The organism is Amycolatopsis sp. NPDC050768 (assembly GCF_040654155.1).
Lineage (GTDB): Bacteria > Actinomycetota > Actinomycetes > Mycobacteriales > Pseudonocardiaceae > Amycolatopsis.
Genome location: NZ_JBFAHL010000001.1, coordinates 275,967 through 292,555 on the forward strand (window position 1 = coordinate 275,967; position 16,589 = coordinate 292,555).

Here is a 16,589-nt window from a genome sequence, read left to right on the forward strand (position 1 = left end):
CTGGGCAACAGCACCAGCCGAACTCAGCCGCCGTCCGCGCACGGCCGCAGCTCCGAGGCCCGCACCTCGACCTGCGGCCACCCCCTCAGATCCGACGGCGACGCCACCTTCTCGGTACAGCCGAGCTCCGTACCGTCGAGCTGGTAGACCTCGGCGAGCACCGGCGCGGCCTGGCACTTGGGCGTGCCCGGTGTCGCATCCGGACACTCATGCCGCACGACGATCACGTCAGGCCGGCCGTCGGTGTCGACGTCGAAGAGCGAAAGCGTGCCGGCGTCGGCGAAGTAGGGCTTCCCGAAGTCGCGCCACACCCCGCCCGAGCCGACGAGCAGCTCGCCGAACGCGCCGCCCGCGCCGTCGCCCCCGCCGACGTCGCCGGTCACGAGGCACGCCGACGTCTCCCCCGCGATGCAGCGCAACGACTCCGCGGTCAGCTTCGCCCCCATCGTGGTGATCGCGAGCTCGAACTCCGTGCCGGGCTGCGGCCCCACCTGCACGCGCCCCCAGCCGCCCGACGCGTCGGAGAGCAGCACGACCGGGGTACCGCCCACGGTCATCGCGGCCAGCTGGCGGCACGCGCCGCTGCCGCACGTCGCCGTGGTGGGCGCCGCCGGCTCCAGGCTCACGGGCGGAACGCCGGGCGCACCGTCGGGTTTCGGGCGCAGCACGACGACGACCACCAGCGCGGCCACCGTCACCACGGCGGCGAGCACCGCCGTGAGCAGCGCGGACCGCGGGGTCCGGGTCGGCGAAATCCGCATAGCCGAGACTGTAGGCGACCTTGCGGAGGGTGGCCGTCTATGTTGTTCCGGTGACGAACCCCAACCTCCCCCCGGCCCTGTACCTGCCGACCGGCCCGGTCTCCGGGACCACGGACGGCGGCACCGGTGCCAACATCGAGCTGCGCCGCACCCCCGACGGCCGCGTGGCCCTGGTCGCGTTCACCGCGCTCGACCGGCTGATCGACTGCTGCGGCGACCACCAGCCGTGGATCATGATCAACACCGAGCACCTGCCGAAGATCCACCAGGTCAACCCCTACGACGTGATCGTGCTCGACTCCGAACTCCCGGTCGAGCTGCGCCACACCGCGCGGGTATAACGAAACCACCGGGTGGTCCAGCTCTCATCCAAGCGGGTAGTGCGGTCCGTAGACTCCGGGACACCAGGCAGTGGAGCTCACGGGAGGTACCGGGTGACCGAGCAGGACGTCGCGAGCACGGGTGGTCCGGTGACCAAGATTCTCGTCGCCAACCGCGGTGAGATCGCGGTCCGCGTGATCAGGGCGGCGAAGGACGCGGGTCTCGAAAGTGTGGCCGTGTACGCCGATCCCGACCGCGACGCACCCCACGTGCGCCTGGCCGACGAAGCGTTCGCGCTGGGCGGCACGACCGCCGCCGAGAGCTACCTCTCCATCGACAAACTCCTCGACGTGGCCAAGCGTTCCGGCGCCGACTCCGTCCACCCGGGATACGGGTTCCTGTCGGAGAACGCCGATTTCGCCCAGGCCGTACTGGATGCCGGGCTCACGTGGATCGGCCCGAGCCCACAGTCCATTCGCGACCTCGGCGACAAGGTGACCGCGCGGCACATCGCGACGCGCGCCGGCGCGCCGCTCGTGCCCGGCACCAAGGAGCCGGTGAAGAACGCGGACGAGATCATCGCGTTCGCCGACGAGCACGGCCTGCCCGTGGCGATCAAGGCGGCGTTCGGCGGCGGCGGACGCGGCCTCAAGGTCGCCCGTACGCGTGAGGAAATCCCTGAGCTGTTCGAGTCCGCGACGCGCGAGGCGGTGGCCGCGTTCGGCCGCGGCGAGTGCTTCGTGGAGCGCTATCTCGACAAGCCGCGCCACGTCGAGGCGCAGGTGCTGGCCGACCAGCACGGCACCGCGATCGTCGTCGGCACGCGCGACTGCTCGCTGCAGCGCCGCCACCAGAAGCTCGTCGAGGAGGCGCCCGCGCCGTTCCTGTCCGACGACCAGCGCCGGCGCATCCACGAATCGGCCAAGGCGATCTGCAAGGAAGCCGGCTACTACGGCGCCGGCACCGTCGAATATCTCGTGGCCACCGACGGCACCATCTCCTTCCTCGAAGTGAACACCCGCCTGCAGGTGGAGCACCCCGTGTCCGAGGAGACGACAGGCCTCGACCTCGTGCGCGAGATGTTCCGCATCGCGCGCGGTGAGAAGCTGCGCATCACCGAAGACCCCGAGCCGCGCGGGCACTCCATCGAGTTCCGCATCAACGGTGAGGACGCCGGCCGCGGTTTCCTGCCGGCGCCGGGCACCGTCACGAAGTTCATCTCGCCCAACGGCCCCGGCGTGCGCGTCGACTCCGGCGTGGAGTCCGGCAGCGTGATCGGCGGCCAGTTCGACTCGATGCTCGCGAAGCTGATCGTCACCGGTTCCGACCGCAACAACGCGCTTGAGCGCAGCCGGCGCGCGCTGGCCGAGTTCGTGGTGGAGGGCATGGCGACCGTGCTGCCCTTCGACCGCGTGATCGTGGACGACCCGGCGTTCATCGGCGACGAGAACGGTTTCTCCGTGCACACGCGCTGGATCGAGACCGAGTTCGACAACAAGATCGAGCCGTTCGTCGCACCTGACGCAGAGGCCGAGGAAGAGGCCCCGCGGCAGAACGTGGTGGTCGAGGTCGGCGGCCGGCGCCTCGAGGTGTCGCTGCCGGGCGGCTTCGCGCTCGAAGGCGCGGGCGGCGGGGCGACGGCCACGAAGGCCAAGCCGCGCAAGCGCTCGGGCGGCGCGAAGGCAGCGGTGAGTGGCGACGCCGTCACGGCGCCGATGCAGGGCACGATCGTGAAGATCGCGGTGGAGGAAGGCCAGCACGTCGAGGCGGGCGAGCTGATCGTGGTCCTCGAGGCGATGAAGATGGAAAACCCGGTCACGGCGCACAAAGCGGGCACCGTCACAGGGCTTTCGGTCGAGGTCGGCGCCGCCGTGACCCAGGGCACGCAACTTCTGGAGCTCAAGGACTGAACTTGTGCCGAATGTCGTGGGTCCCCGGGCCCGCGGCGGCATACCATCGTCGGTGTGACAGAGGTTCCGTCTCCGCAACTGCGGATCAGCGACCAGGAACGGGAATCCGCGCTGAATGCGCTCGGTGAGCACATGAGCGCGGGGCGGATCGACATCGACGAGTACGGCGAGCGCTCGGCGCGCATCACCGCGGCCAAGACGCGGGGTGAGCTGGCGGGGCTGTTCGACGACCTCCCTGCTCCGCACCCGGTGTACGGCGGTGCGGCGCCCGTCGCGCCCGCATCGGTTCCCGCCGCGCCTCCGGTTCCCGCCACCGCTCCGCAGACGGCGGTGGCCCGGCCGGACGGGTGGAACGGTGGCCAGCGAGCGGCGGCCGCACTGGTACCACTCGTGTGGATCGCGACGATCGCGCTGATCGCCACGGGCACGCTGCCCGCGTGGCCGCTGGTCATCGCGCCGATCGCGCTCAGCATCATCGGCCGAGCCCTGTGGGGCCACGGCGGCGGCAACCACCACAACCACCGGGACCGCCACCGCGAACACCGCATCGACCACCGCGAAGCCCGTCGCGAGATGCGCGACGAGATGCGCGACGAGTTCCGTCGCCGACGCGACCGCTGGTGAGGCGCACCCCGTGTCCGACATGCGGCTGAGCGACGAGGAACGCCAGGACGCGCTCGACGTGCTTTCCGAGCACGTCCGCACCGGCCGCCTGGACGTCGACGAATACGGCACCCGTTCGGCCAAGGTCACGGCCGCCAAGCGGGTCAGCGACCTGGAACCCCTGTTCGACGACCTGCCCTCACCCCGGCCGAGCGCGCTGCTGGCCATTTCGCGGCCCAACGCCAACACCGTGCCTGCTCCGAGCCCCGCCGGCGACAGCGCGTTGATGCGCTTCGCCCTGCGGTTCGCCGTGCCGATCGCGGTGGTGGTGGCGATCGCGGTGTTCGTGCTGTCGCGCGGGCGGCTCATCCTCGTCTTCGCGCTGCCCCTGGCGATCCTCCTGATCACGGGCTGGCGCCGGCGCTGATCCACCGATCGGTGGAGGCCGGCGTCGAACAGTGGACCCCGGCGTGCGCGTCGAGCTGCGAGAATCGCGCCCATGATGGGTGTGGTGCCGGGTGTCGTGCACCCGCACGGCGAGCGGCTGGCCGGGCCGCTGTTCGCCGTGATCGGGATCGTGGTGCTCGCCGTGTGCACGATCTGGGCGGCGGGTGACCACGTCGGTGCGGTGACGCTCGTCGTCGCGGGCCTGTCGGCGGCGTGGCTGCTGCTGCTCGTACCCTTGTTCCCGCGCCGGGCGCAGCACCCGTGGCTCGCGGTCGGGTTCTTCGCCGGCCTGCTGGCCGGAGTGGCCGCCCTCACGACGCTCGACACCACCTACACGGCCTTCGCGTCGATCGGCTACCCCATCGCGTTCGTGCTGTTCGCCGCCCGCTGGAGCATCTTCGCCGTCACTGCGACGGCCGTGGTTCCCTTGCTGGCCAAGGGAATCTGGGGCGCGGACACGCCGACGCCGGCCTGGGTGTTCGTCGTCTCGGTGGTCGGGCCGATGCTGTACGCGGCGTGGTTCGTCGGCGCGGAGAACGACAAACGGCGACGCGCCAACGCGGCCCTCGCCGAGGCCAACGCGCGGCTCGAAACCGCGCTCGAGGAGAACGCCGGGCTCCAAGCGCAGCTCCTCACGCAGGCGCGCGAGGCCGGCGTGCACGACGAACGCCAGCGCATGGCGCGCGAAATCCACGACACGCTCGCGCAGGGCCTCACCGGCATCGTCACGCAGCTGCAGGCCGCGGACCGGGCTTCGTCCGCGGAGTCCCGGCAGCGCCACCTCACCCAGGTCCACACGCTCGCCAAGGACAGCCTCACCGAGGCCCGCCGCGCCGTGCAGGCGTTGCGGCCCGAGCCGCTCACGGACTCGCGGCTGCCCGAAGCGTTGGCGGAGCTGGCGCGGCGCGTCACGGACACGTCGGGCGTCGCGGTGACGGCCGAGACCTCCGGCGAACCCGTGCCGCTGCTGCCGGAGCTGGAGGTGACGCTGTACCGCGTGGCGCAGGAAGCCTTGGCCAACGCGGAAAAACACGCGCGCGCTTCGCGTATCGCCGTCTCCCTCACCTACACCGGCGACGTCGTCCTCCTCGATGTCCGCGACGACGGCGCCGGCTTCGACCCCGCGTCACCGGCGTGTGGCGACGGCACCGGCTTCGGCCTTCAGGCGATGCGCCAGCGCGTGCGGCGCGTGGCGGGGATGTTCGTGCTCGAATCAGCACCGGGCGAAGGCACCGCGGTCAACGTGCAGCTTCCGGCCATCCCGGCGGACCGATGATCCGCCTCCTGCTCACCGACGACCATCCGATCGTCCGCGACGGCCTGCGCGGCGCGTTCGAGGGCTGTTCCGACATCGAGGTGATCGGCGAGGCGGCCACGGGCGTCGAGGCGCTGGCCTTCGTCGCGCGCCATCACCCCGACGTCGTCCTCATGGACCTGCGCATGCCCGAGCTCGACGGCGTCGGTGCGATCCGCCGGCTCGCCACCGAGCACCCCGCCGTGCGCGTGCTGGTCCTCACCACGTACGACTCCGAGTCCGACGTCCTGCCCGCCATCGAGGCGGGCGCCACCGGCTACCTGCTGAAAGACGCGCCCGTCGCCGACCTGCAGCACGCCGTCCGTGCCGCCGCCCGCGGCGAGTCCGTGCTCGCGCCCGCGGTGGCTGCCCGCCTGATGGCACCGCTGCGCCGCCCCAAGCCGGGCGCGTTGACCTCCCGCGAGCTCGATGTCCTGCGGCTGGTCGCCGCCGGCGCCACCAACCGCGCGGCGGCGAACCAGCTGTTCATCAGCGAGGCCAGCATCAAGACGCACCTGCTGCACGTCTACGCCAAGCTGGGCGTGAACGACCGCGCGGCCGCCGTCGGCGAGGCTTACCGGCGCGGGCTGCTCTGACCTTCACCCATTTGCCGGACAACGTCCGGTTCGTCTGCTTCGTGAACTCTCCGACAAAGGGGAGGAATCACATGAAGCTCAGAGCACTGGCGGTCGCCGCGGCCGCTGTCGTCGTGACCGGCCTGGGGGCAGTCCCGGCGAGCGCGGAGACCTGGCACGCGACCTTGCTGCCCCTGCCGAAGGGGCACGAGGACGCGACCGGCTTCCTCATGGGCGCCGACGGCCACGGCGGCTTCGCCGGCGAGTTCGCCATCGACGGCACCTCACAGGTCGTGACGTGGACCAACGGGCAGCCCACCGTGCGCGGGCTCCCGGTGGGTTACGAGTTCGCGAGGGTGGTCGACGAGAACAGCTCCGGCGTGGTCCTCGGCGACGCGGTCGACTACGACACCGGCCTCAGCCGCGGATTCCTCTTGGACGGCAACGGTTTCCACCTCCTGCCGGAGGCTCCGGGTTACGTCGGCAGCCAGGCCACCGCGCTCAACGACCGCGGCGACGTGCTGGCGCTGCTCTTCGCCGACGACCCGGCCAAGGACGCCGTCGCACTGTGGCCCGTTCTCGGGCAAGGCCTGGTCATCGTCCCGCACACCGGTGAGTGGGCCGACGCACGCGACCTCGACGAGGACGGCACCGTGCTGTTCTCGGACCATCTGTGGAAGAACGGGGGGAGCACGCCGCTGACCCTTCCGGCCGGTTACTCCTCGGCGTTCGCGCTCGCCATCCGCGACGGCGTGGTGGTCGGGTTCGCGAACCCGGACGGCCCGCCGCCGAGCCAGGCGTTCAGGTGGACCGCCCCGGACCGCCCCGAGCCACTGCCCCAAGGTGACCAGGCCCGGTTCGTCAACAGCACCGGGCTGAGCGCCGGTCAGCTGCCCAACCTGACGACGCCGAACGCCGGCGCTCCTTTCGCCTGGCAGGACACCACGCCACTCGGCAAGTTGCCCCTGCCCGACGGCTACCGCAGCGGCGACGTCCACTCCGTCGGCGACGACGACACGATCGGCGGAATCGTGTCCAACGGGCCGCTCGACGAGGGTGGCGCACCCGTCATCTGGGAGCGCTGACGGCCCGGCTCTGGTTACCCTCGTGGCGTGGAACCCGTGGAGATCAACGCGGGCGCGTACTACCTGCGCCAGCTCCGGGCGGACCGGCACCTCGACGACCGGGCCGCGCTGATGGAGGCGTTCGCCGATCCGGAGCACAAGCGGTACGTGCTGAACTACCGGCTGCGGACGCTCGACGAAGCGACCGAGTACATCGCGCTGCGCACGGTGCAGTGGTCGTGCGACGAGCGGTGCTCGTGGGCGGTCGCGGAGCCGACGACCGGACGGCTGCTCGGGGAGGTCGGGTTGCGGGATCTGGACCTGACGTTCGACACCGCCGAGGCCTCCGTCTGGACGCATCCCACGGAGCGGGGCAAGGGCGTGGCGAGCACGGCGCTGAGCGCGGCTCTGCGCTACGGCTTCGGCGGGCTCGGGCTGCAGGAGATCAGTTACCGGCACGAGGAGAGCAACGTCGTGTCGGCATCGGTCGCCGCGAAGTGCGGGTTCGCGTACGTCGGACCGGAGCGGACGCCGGCGCCGACCGGCGAGCCGTTGATCAGGTGGATCCGCAAGGCCTGAACCAGCGGTGAAAATTCAGCGAAGGGCGCCTCGGCCGAGCCGGGGCGCCCTTCGGTGCAAAGCCGCCAACGGCACCTTCGGGGAATCCAAGTCCCTCAAGGTGCCCTTCACAGACCTCAGCTCACCGGCTCGATGATCCCCGACCGAGCCTCCGGCGCCGAAGCCCGCAACGCGTCCGCCGACTCGTCCGTCGGCTGCGACTGCGACTCGCGTTCGGCCTCCACGCGAGCCGTGTAGACGTCGACCTCGCGCTTGATCGTCTCCGCGGACCAGCCCAGCACCTCGCCGACGAGGCGCGCGACCTGGTCGGCGCAGTCGGCGCCGCGGTGGGCGTATTCGATGGAGATGCGGGTGCGCCGCGCGAGCACGTCTTCCAGGTGCAGCGCGCCTTCGTGGCTGGCGGCGTAGACGACCTCGACGCCCAGGTAGTCGGGCGCGGAGTCGATCGGCTTGAGCAGCTCGGGACGGCCGTCGGCCAGCGTCAGGACCTCGTGGACCAGCGAGCCGTACCGGTCGAGCAGGTGCCGCACGCGGTACGGGTGCAGGCCGTGCTGCGAGGCCAGGTGGTCGGCCTGGTTCACGAGAGCGTGGTAGCCGTCGGCGCCGAGCAGCGGCACCTTGTCCGTGATGGACGACGGCGGCCGGCCCGGCAGGTCCACCACGGCGGCGTCGACGGCGTCGGCCGCCATCACGCGGTACGTCGTGTACTTGCCGCCCGCGATCGCGACCAAGCCCGGCGACACGCGCGCGACGGCGTGCTCACGCGAAAGCTTCGACGTCTCCTCGCTTTCGCCCGCCAGCAGCGGACGAAGGCCGGCGTACACGCCCTCGATGTCGTCGTGGGTGAGCGGTGTGGCCAGCACCGTGTTCACGTGGTCGAGGATGTAGTCGATGTCGTGCTTCGTGGCCGCGGGGTGCGCCAGGTCGAGGTGCCAGTCGGTGTCGGTCGTCCCGACGATCCAGTGGTTGCGCCACGGGATGACAAAGAGGACAGATTTTTCAGTGCGCAGGATCAGTCCCGACTCCGAGACGATCCGGTCGCGCGGCACCACGATGTGCACACCCTTGCTCGCGCGCACGCGGAACCGCCCGCGCCCGCCCGAAAGGCGCTGCAGCTCGTCGGTCCACACGCCGGTGCAGTTGATGACCGCGCCGGCCTGGATCTCCGTCTCGCGCCCGTCCTCGACGTCGCGCACCCGCACGCCCGAGATGCGGTCGGCCTCGCGCAGGAACCCCACCACCTGGGTCGACGTGCGCACCACGGCGCCGTAGTGCGCGGCGGTGCGGGCGACGGTCATGGTGTGGCGGGCGTCGTCGGACTGCGCATCGTAGTAGCGGATGCCACCGATGAGCGACGACCTTTTCAACGCAGGAACCATCCGCAAAGCACCCGCCCGGGTGAGGTGCTTCTGCCCCGGAACGGACCGCGCGCCGCCCATCTGGTCGTACATCAACAGGCCCGCGGCGGTGTACGGCCGCTCCCACACGCGGTGGGTCAGCGGGTACAGGAAGCTCACCGGCTTGACCAGGTGCGGGGCCAGCGTGGTCAGCATCAGCTCGCGCTCGTGGAGCGCTTCGCGGACCAGGCCGAACTCCAGCTGTTCCAGGTAGCGCAGGCCACCGTGGAAGAGTTTGCTCGACCGGCTCGACGTGCCGGATGCCAGGTCACGGGCCTCTACGAGCGCCACGCGCAGGCCGCGGGTCGCCGCGTCGAGCGCCGTCCCGGCACCCACGACCCCGCCGCCGATCACGACCAGGTCGAAGGTCTCCTTGCCGAGGCGCTGCCAGGACTCCTCGCGCACCGTCGGCCCCAGCTTCGCTTCCGTCACCGCGGCTGCCCTCCTCGCGACTGGCTGTTGCACACCCCCAGCATTGCACGACTACCGAGCACTTCGCCCGGCCGGAAACTTGTCCGTACCGGCGTGGCAGAGCAGCATGGACGATCTCGGCGCAACGAAGCGGCGAATTGGGAGGGAAGCGATGAGCGAACAAATCTCTCAGAGGTCAAACGCTTGGAGCCGACTAAGCTCGAGTATTGGTGGCGAATTACTCGCAGAGTTTCTGGGAACCGCCGTCATCATCCTCCTCGGCTGCGGCTCGGTCGCGGTCGCGGTGGTGGGGCTGCCCGGCTCCGGCCGGCAATCGGTCGATTTCGGTGCGTCCAACTGGCTGATCATCGCATTCGGCTGGGGCATCGCCGTGATGTTCGCGGTCTACATGACCGCCGGCGTCAGCGGAGCGCACCTCAATCCGGCCGTCACGCTGGCGTTCGCGGTCCGGCGGAAGTTCGCGTGGGCCAAGGTGCTGCCGTTCTGGTTCGCCCAGGTGGTCGGCGCGCTGGCCGGGGCCGCAGTGGTCTACGCGGTGTACCACGACGCGATCAACACCTTCAACGCCACACAGAACCCACCACTGTCGCGACCGGACTCATTGGGCACGTTCTCCATCTTCGCGACTTTCCCGGCCGAGTACTTCGGCGGCGGAGTGTGGGGACCCTTGCTCGACCAGATCGTCGGCACCGCGATCCTCGTCGGCATCATCGCGGCCTTGATCGACACCCGCAACAACGCGCCCCAGAGCAACATGGGACCGTTCCTGATCGGCTTCGTGGTCGTGGGGATCGGGCTGTCGTTCGGCACGAACGCGGGTTACGCGATCAACCCGGCACGCGACTTCGGGCCAAGGCTGCTGACCCTGTTCGAAGGGTGGGGGAACAAAGCCTTCCCTGGCAACGGCGACTGGTTCAGCAACTACTGGTGGATCCCGATCGCCGGGCCTCTCATCGGTGGCGTGGTCGGCATCCTGATCTACGACCTGCTCATCGGCCAGGTGCTCACGGCACGCGAGAACGCGCTCGTCCAGGTCGAGCCGGAGCCGGGGCGGGTCCCGGCCGAGGAGCCGAGCCATCGGTCGAGCGCCGAATGACCGGCAAGATCACGTCTCAGCTGGGTCTCGCCAGAGCGAGGGAGCAATCATGACTTCGTACGTAGCCGCGATCGACCAAGGCACCACGTCGACCCGCTGCATGATCTTCGACCACTCCGGCCGGGTGGTCGCCGTCGACCAGCGCGAGCACGAGCAGATCTTCCCGAAGGCCGGCTGGGTCGAGCACAACGCCGAAGAGATCTGGGAGAACACGCGCGCCGTTGCCGGGGGCGCGCTCGCCAAGGCGGACCTGACCACCAAGGACATCGCCGCCGTCGGCATCACCAACCAGCGCGAGACGGCGCTGGTGTGGGACCGGACCACGGGCAAGCCGGTGTACAACGCGATCGTCTGGCAGGACACGCGCACGGACAAGATCGTCGGCGAGCTCGGCGCGCTGGGCGGTGGCCAGGAACGTTATCGCCAGAAGGTCGGCCTCCCGCTCGCGACGTACTTCTCCGGCCCGAAGGTCAAGTGGATCCTCGACAACGTCGAGGGCGCCCGCGCGAAAGCCGAGGCCGGTGACCTGATCTTCGGCAACATGGACACCTGGGTGCTGTGGAACATGACGGGCGGCGCCGACGGCGGTATCCACGTCACCGACCCGACCAATGCGTCTCGCACGCTGTTGATGGACCTCGACACGCTGCAGTGGGACGCGGACATCGCCGGGGAGATGGGCATTCCGCTCTCGATGCTGCCGGAGATCCGCTCGTCGTCGGAGGAGTACGGCAAGGTTCGCGAAAAGGGTGCGCTCGCGGGCGTGCCGATCGCCGGGATCCTGGGCGACCAGCAGGCCGCGACGTTCGGCCAGGCCTGCCTCTCGCCCGGCGAGGCAAAGAACACCTACGGCACCGGCAACTTCGTGCTGCTCAACACCGGCACTGAAAAAGTCATGTCGGACAACGGCCTGCTCACCACGGTCTGCTACAAGATCGGCTCCAACGACACCGTGTACGCGCTCGAGGGCTCGATCGCCGTCACCGGTTCGCTGGTGCAGTGGCTGCGCGACAACCTGGGCATGATCGCGTCGGCCGCGGAGATCGAGGAGCACGCCCGCACGGTGGAGGACAACGGCGGTGCGTACTTCGTGCCGGCGTTCTCCGGTCTGTTCGCGCCGTACTGGCGCTCGGACGCGCGCGGCGCGATCGTCGGCCTCACGCGGTTCGTCAACAAGGGCCACCTCGCGCGGGCCGTGCTCGAGGCGACCGCGTTCCAGTCGCGTGAGGTCATCGACGCGATGAACGCCGACTCCGGCGTGCCGCTCAAGTCGCTGAAGGTCGACGGCGGCATGGTCGTGAACGAGCTGCTCATGCAGTTCCAGGCCGACATCCTCGGCGTGCCCGTGATCCGGCCGGTGGTCGCCGAGACCACCGCCCTTGGCGCGGCCTACGCGGCCGGGCTGGCCGTCGGGTTCTGGGCGTCGGAGGACGACATCCGCACGAACTGGGCGCAGGACAAGCAGTGGGACCCGTCGATGGACGAGTCCCGCCGCGAATCGGAGTACCGCAACTGGAAGAAGGCCGTGACGAAGACGTTCGACTGGGTCGACTGACCCGCGGTTTCGTTTCGGCGATCGGCCCCCGTCCTGCTTCGGACGGGGGCCGGTCGCGTTCCTGGATCCGGCAGGTGTTCGGGTCAGGCGCCCCAGCCCTCTTGGGTGCCGGACTGCTCGTTGGGTGCCATGAGCTGGAAGGACGCGCCCTGGTTGTCCTTGGCCATGAGCATCCGCCCGAACGGCGTGTCCACCGGGTTCTCGGTCACGGTGCCGCCCAGCTCGGGGATCTTGGCCGCGGCGGCGTCGACGTCGACAGACCAGAAGTAGGTCATCCAGCCCGGCTCGTAGTCACCGTTCGCCTGGCCGAGGCCGCCGGTCGGGCGGCCGTCGATGTCGAGGGTGGCGTAGGTGAACTCGTCGTTCGAGATGTCGTTGAACGAGTAGCCGAAGACGTTGCCGTAGAAGGTCTTGGCGGCGGCGAAGTCGCGCGACATGTTCTCGTTCCACGCGAGCGCGCCCGGTGCGAGCGTGACCTGCGTACCGGAGTGCTGACCGGCCTGCCAGAGGCCGAACACGGAGCCTGTCGAGTCCGTCGCGATCGCCATGCGCCCCTGGGTCATCACGTCCATCGGCGGGGCGACGACGTGGCCGCCGGCCTCGGCGATGGCGGCCACGGCCTTGTCCACATCGGACACGGCCAGGTACGTGGTCCACGCGGCCGGCATGCCGGCTTGCTCAGCCGGGATCTCCCCCACCCCGGCCACCGGCCGCCCGGCGAGCTGCGCCATGCCGTAATAGCCGGTTTCGGCGCCGCCGAACTGCACGTCCCAGCCCAGCAGGCTTTCGTAGAACTTCGCGGCGGCGGTTCTGTCGGGCACCATCAGGTCGACCCAGCACGGCGTGCCGTCGGGCCAGCGTTCGTCGCGGAACAACATCTGCACTCCCCATGATCAGTTGCGATGCGGATTGTGTCTGCGGCCACAGTCTTACACCGGCCACCGACAAAACCGCGAACCATCACGAACGAGCAGCGATCAGTGACCGTCGGCGACGAGCCGCGCGTAGACGATCACGTTGTCCTCGTAGTTGTGCGCCGCGCGGTCGAACGCGCCGCCGCACGTGATGAGCCGCAGCTGCGCGTCGGGAGTGTCGCCGTACACCGCGTCGCTCGGGAACACGTCCTTCGGCACCTGGTCCACCTTGGTCACTTCGAACCGCGCCGTGCTGCCGTCTTCCCGCTTGATCGAGACCTGGTCCCCGGGCGCCATTTCCTTGAGGTGGAAGAAGATCCCCTCGTGCTTGTTGCCGTCCACGTGCCCGAGCACCACCGCCGGGCCGCGCTCCCCCGGCGTCGGCGAGTACTCGTACCAGCCGGCCTGCAACGGCGTGCTCACCGGCGGCACCTGCACGGTGTTGTCGGCGTTGAGCCCGAGCGGGACGAGCGTGGAGTGCGCGTCGATCTTCGGGATGTCCAGCGACACTGGTTTGGACTTCGGCAGCACCACGGACGTCTCGGGCGCCGGCGGCGTCAGGGAATGTCCCACCGGCGGCGGGGACGAAGCGGACGGAGCGGCGCAGCCACCGAGCACGGCCAGCGCAGCCAGAGCCACCGCGGCGAAAGTCTTTCTGAACATGTCTCCCCCTTCGGGTCCCGAGGGCGCACTGAGCACCCAACCAGGTGACCGAGCGCGGTCGCCGGAGGGGCCGCGACTCCCCTCCGGCGACCGGGTTTCGTCAGCCGCGCGAGCGCCGCCGCGCCAGCACCATCCCCGCGCCGCCGAGGGCCAGCACGCCCATCGCGCCCGCGGCCAACGCGAGCCCGGACGACGAGTCGTCGACGGGACCGTCGGTGCCACCGGTCTGCGGCGCCCCCACCGGCACCTTGGTGACCTGCTTCGGCGTCGTCGGCGTGGTCACCACGGCGTCCTTGGCCGGCAGGACCTTGAAGCTCTGCGCGAGCTTGGCCTTGCCGCAGAGGAACGTGACGGTGTAGGTCCCCGGCTTCGCGTTCTTGTTCACGTCCGCCAGCGTCTGGTAGACGTACGCGGTCTCGAGCGGCTGCTCCGTCCCGACGGCGTGGAGCTCCCCGAACGTGATCACCGGCGAAGACAGCTTCATGCTCGTCTTCGGCGGGCACACCACCCGCGCCGTGACCGAGTCACCGGCTCTGGCCGCGCGTGGCAGGACCGTGAGCGACGGCTTGGGCGGCCGGTGCTCGCCCGTCGGCGGTGTGGGCTTGTCCCGACGTGGGCGGGACCGGCGTCGAGGTGCTCGACGCCGGCTGCCCGGGCGTGGTCGGCGCGGTGGACTCGGCCGCGAAGGCCGGCGCGGCCGTGAGCAGACCGGCCGCGAGAATCGACGAAAAAACTGCAATGCGTTTCATGGAGTTTCCCCTCAACTGATTTTCCGCAACGGAGAACAGCGGATTCCACAACCCCGCGCGTACAGTTCCCCCTGCCGCGCGACCGTGCTCCTCCGACACCATGAAGACGTCTCTGACCTGCACCGGGTTGTCAATCAGGGTAACGATTCGAGCACGTCGGGAACTCGGTCCGGCGCACACGAAAAAGCCGCCGGAAATGGTTCCCGGCGGCTTTCAGTGGGTCTGGATGCGCTATTCGGCGAGGCTTCCGTCGCCCGCCTTCGCGGCGCCAGCAGGAACCGTCGCCACCTGGGCGGCCGGCACGGTGAACGTGGCGGCGTAGGTCTTTCCGCCGCACGCCACAGTGAGCGGGTAGTCGCCGGCGGCGGTGCCGGACACGAGGTCGGCGTCGGCGGAGACGGTGGCGCGTACGCCGACGAAGGGGCCGAAGTCGTAGTTCGCGAACTTCAGCACGGGCGAGCTGAACGTGGTCGAGCCGGCCTTGGCGCCGGGGCAGTCGGCGAGGGCGACGTTGGACTCGCCGCGCTGGAAGTGGTTCACCAGCCCGTGCAGGGCCGCCGTGTCCTGGTTCAACTGCACGGTCACGGCCGGCGCGGGCGCGGCCGCGGGCCCTCCGGTCGCCGCCACCGCTTGTCCGGCCACGGCGACCGTCCCGATCGCCACCGCCGCAACGAAAACCGCCCTCTTGCGCACCCTCGGCCCCTTGTCCCGCTCAGTCATCAGCCTGTCACCGCACAAGACGCGGCGAGCCACGTGGGGTTGCGCGGGAATGGAAAAACTGTCCGAACCAGATCGACCGGGATCAGTCGAGGTCGTCGTGGCGCATCAGCTGACGCCCCGCCTCGGTGATCGAGCCCGACAACGACGGGTACACCGAGAACGTCAGCGCCAGGTGGTCCACCGTCAGCTGGTTTTGCACGGCCAGCGCGATCGGCAGGATCAGCTCGCTCGCCGACGGCGCCACGACCACACCGCCGACCACCACACCCGTGGCGGGGCGACAGAAGAGCTTCACGAAACCGCGGCGCAGGCCTTCCATCTTGGCGCGGGCATTGGTGGCCAGCGGCAGCATGATCGTGCGCGCCGGCACCTCGCCGGAGTCGATGGCGTGCTGGCTGATGCCGACGGTCGCGATCTCCGGGTGCGTGAACACGTTGGCGGCCACGGTCTTCAGCTTGATCGGCGCGACGCCCTCGCCCAGCGCGTGCCACATCGCGATACGGCCCTGCATGCTCGCCACCGACGCGAGCATCAGCAGGCCGGTGCAGTCACCCGCCGCGTAGATGCCGGGCACGCTGGTGCGCGACACGCGGTCGACGGTGATGAACCCACCGGGGCCGGGCTCGATGCCCACGCGGTCGAGGCCGATGTCGGCGGTGTTCGGGATGGACCCGACGGTCATCAGCGCGTGGCTGGCCTCGATCACCCGGCCGTCGGCCAGGTGCACGGCCACGCCCTTCTCCGTGCGCTCCACGCGCTCGGCGCGCGCGTGCTTCGCGACGGTGGTGCCGCGCTGCGAGAAGACCTCTTCGAGCACCGCGGCGGCGTCGGCGTCCTCGTGGGGCAGCACGCGGTCGCGGCTGGACACCACGGTGACCTTCACGCCCATCTCGGTGTACGCCGACGCGAACTCGGCGCCGGTGACACCCGAACCGATCACGGCGAGGTGCTCGGGCAGCTCGGTGAGGTCGTAGAGCTGGCGCCAGTCGAGGATGCGCTCGCCGTCGGGCACCGCACCGGGCAGCACGCGCGGGGTGGCGCCGGTGGAGATCAGCACGACGTCGGCGCCCACGGCCTCCGTGGTGCCGTCGGCGTGGGTCACGGCGACCTTGTGCGTCGCCAGGCCCGGCTCCTCGTCGCAGAAGCTGGCGGTGCCGTTGATCACGCGCACGCCCTCGCGCTGCACGCGGGCGCGGATGTCGGCCGACTGCGCGAGCGCGAGGCCCTTCACCCGGCCGTGGACGGTCGGCAGGTCGACGCTCGTGTCGGCCAGATCGGTGTTGATGCCCAGCTCACCAAGGTCGTGCATCTTCGCCAGCGCGCCGGAAGACGCGATGAACGTCTTCGACGGAACGCAGTCGTAGAGGACACAAGCGCCGCCCAGGCCGTCACGCTCGACGATCGTCACGTCGGCGCCGTGCTGCGCGGCGACCAAGGCGGCTTCGTAACCCGCCGGGCCCCCGCCCATGATCACGATCCTGGTCACCTGAGGTCCTCCTCGATACGCGT

The 16,589-nt window shown here is 70.2% G+C and carries 18 protein-coding genes; 10 read left to right on the forward strand and 8 right to left on the reverse strand.

Annotated elements, in window-relative coordinates; translation table 11 throughout:
• Nucleotides 1-23 precede the first annotated feature (23 nt).
• Nucleotides 24-761 carry a hypothetical protein gene (locus tag AB0H62_RS01375; protein WP_220246305.1) on the reverse strand — a complete coding sequence of 246 codons (738 nt, stop codon included), beginning with the start codon at nt 759-761 and terminating at the stop codon, nt 24-26.
• 50 nt (nt 762-811) lie between these two features.
• On the opposite strand from AB0H62_RS01375, the gene AB0H62_RS01380 reads away from it, so the two are divergent.
• The 8 genes from AB0H62_RS01380 to AB0H62_RS01415 all read left to right on the forward strand — a co-directional run bounded on the left by AB0H62_RS01380 (nt 812) and on the right by AB0H62_RS01415 (nt 7,554).
• Nucleotides 812-1,102, forward strand: a complete 291-nt coding sequence (locus tag AB0H62_RS01380; RefSeq protein ID WP_220246304.1) for an SAV_915 family protein — start codon at nt 812-814, stop codon at nt 1,100-1,102.
• A gap of 93 nt (nt 1,103-1,195) precedes the next feature.
• Complete coding sequence (locus tag AB0H62_RS01385; protein ID WP_360583463.1) at nt 1,196-2,992, forward strand: acetyl/propionyl/methylcrotonyl-CoA carboxylase subunit alpha; 1,797 nt, start codon at nt 1,196-1,198, stop codon at nt 2,990-2,992.
• 54 nt (nt 2,993-3,046) lie between these two features.
• Entirely contained in the window at nt 3,047-3,616 is a 570-nt protein-coding gene (locus tag AB0H62_RS01390) for a DUF1707 domain-containing protein (protein WP_360583465.1), read from the forward strand.
• A gap of 10 nt (nt 3,617-3,626) precedes the next feature.
• A complete protein-coding gene (locus AB0H62_RS01395; protein WP_360583467.1) occupies nt 3,627-4,022 on the forward strand; it encodes a DUF1707 domain-containing protein in 396 nt (131 codons plus the stop codon).
• Between the two features lie 72 nt (nt 4,023-4,094).
• Nucleotides 4,095-5,318: a sensor histidine kinase gene (locus tag AB0H62_RS01400; RefSeq protein ID WP_360583469.1), complete on the forward strand. Its 1,224-nt coding sequence runs from the start codon at nt 4,095-4,097 to the stop codon at nt 5,316-5,318.
• Entirely contained in the window at nt 5,315-5,932 is a 618-nt protein-coding gene (locus AB0H62_RS01405) for a response regulator transcription factor (protein WP_220246300.1), read from the forward strand. The genes AB0H62_RS01400 and AB0H62_RS01405 overlap by 4 nt, the downstream gene beginning before the upstream one ends.
• Before the next feature lie 71 nt (nt 5,933-6,003).
• Nucleotides 6,004-6,996 (forward strand): hypothetical protein, encoded by a 993-nt coding sequence (locus AB0H62_RS01410; RefSeq protein ID WP_360583472.1) that lies wholly within the window; start codon nt 6,004-6,006, stop codon nt 6,994-6,996.
• Between the two features lie 27 nt (nt 6,997-7,023).
• Nucleotides 7,024-7,554 (forward strand): GNAT family N-acetyltransferase, encoded by a 531-nt coding sequence (locus AB0H62_RS01415; protein ID WP_220246298.1) that lies wholly within the window; start codon nt 7,024-7,026, stop codon nt 7,552-7,554.
• A 116-nt stretch (nt 7,555-7,670) separates the two neighbouring features.
• On the opposite strand, the gene AB0H62_RS01420 is transcribed toward AB0H62_RS01415, so the two are convergent.
• Nucleotides 7,671-9,383, reverse strand: coding sequence for a glycerol-3-phosphate dehydrogenase/oxidase (locus AB0H62_RS01420; protein WP_220246297.1), 1,713 nt, complete (start codon nt 9,381-9,383; stop codon nt 7,671-7,673).
• A gap of 151 nt (nt 9,384-9,534) precedes the next feature.
• On the opposite strand from AB0H62_RS01420, the gene AB0H62_RS01425 reads away from it, so the two are divergent.
• Complete coding sequence (locus tag AB0H62_RS01425; RefSeq protein ID WP_220247364.1) at nt 9,535-10,479, forward strand: MIP/aquaporin family protein; 945 nt, start codon at nt 9,535-9,537, stop codon at nt 10,477-10,479.
• Between the two features lie 49 nt (nt 10,480-10,528).
• Entirely contained in the window at nt 10,529-12,034 is a 1,506-nt protein-coding gene (gene glpK, locus AB0H62_RS01430) for a glycerol kinase GlpK (protein ID WP_360583474.1), read from the forward strand.
• Nucleotides 12,035-12,117: 83 nt separating this feature from the next.
• On the opposite strand, the gene AB0H62_RS01435 is transcribed toward glpK, so the two are convergent.
• The 6 genes from AB0H62_RS01435 to AB0H62_RS01460 form a co-directional block, all read right to left on the reverse strand.
• On the reverse strand, nt 12,118-12,912 hold the full coding sequence (locus AB0H62_RS01435; RefSeq protein ID WP_220246295.1) for a VOC family protein: 795 nt from the start codon (nt 12,910-12,912) through the stop codon (nt 12,118-12,120).
• A gap of 99 nt (nt 12,913-13,011) precedes the next feature.
• Nucleotides 13,012-13,611, reverse strand: a complete 600-nt coding sequence (locus AB0H62_RS01440) for a class F sortase (RefSeq protein WP_360583476.1) — start codon at nt 13,609-13,611, stop codon at nt 13,012-13,014.
• Nucleotides 13,612-13,711: 100 nt separating this feature from the next.
• Nucleotides 13,712-14,095 (reverse strand): hypothetical protein, encoded by a 384-nt coding sequence (locus AB0H62_RS01445; RefSeq protein ID WP_360583478.1) that lies wholly within the window; start codon nt 14,093-14,095, stop codon nt 13,712-13,714.
• Between the two features lie 40 nt (nt 14,096-14,135).
• Nucleotides 14,136-14,360, reverse strand: a complete 225-nt coding sequence (locus AB0H62_RS01450; RefSeq protein WP_360583480.1) for a hypothetical protein — start codon at nt 14,358-14,360, stop codon at nt 14,136-14,138.
• Between the two features lie 231 nt (nt 14,361-14,591).
• The gene (locus AB0H62_RS01455) at nt 14,592-15,053 is read right to left on the reverse strand and encodes a hypothetical protein (RefSeq protein ID WP_360584629.1); all 462 of its coding nucleotides are present in this window, start codon (nt 15,051-15,053) and stop codon (nt 14,592-14,594) included.
• 109 nt (nt 15,054-15,162) lie between these two features.
• Complete coding sequence (locus AB0H62_RS01460; RefSeq protein ID WP_220246291.1) at nt 15,163-16,566, reverse strand: NAD(P)H-quinone dehydrogenase; 1,404 nt, start codon at nt 16,564-16,566, stop codon at nt 15,163-15,165.
• Nucleotides 16,567-16,589: the final 23 nt, after the last annotated feature.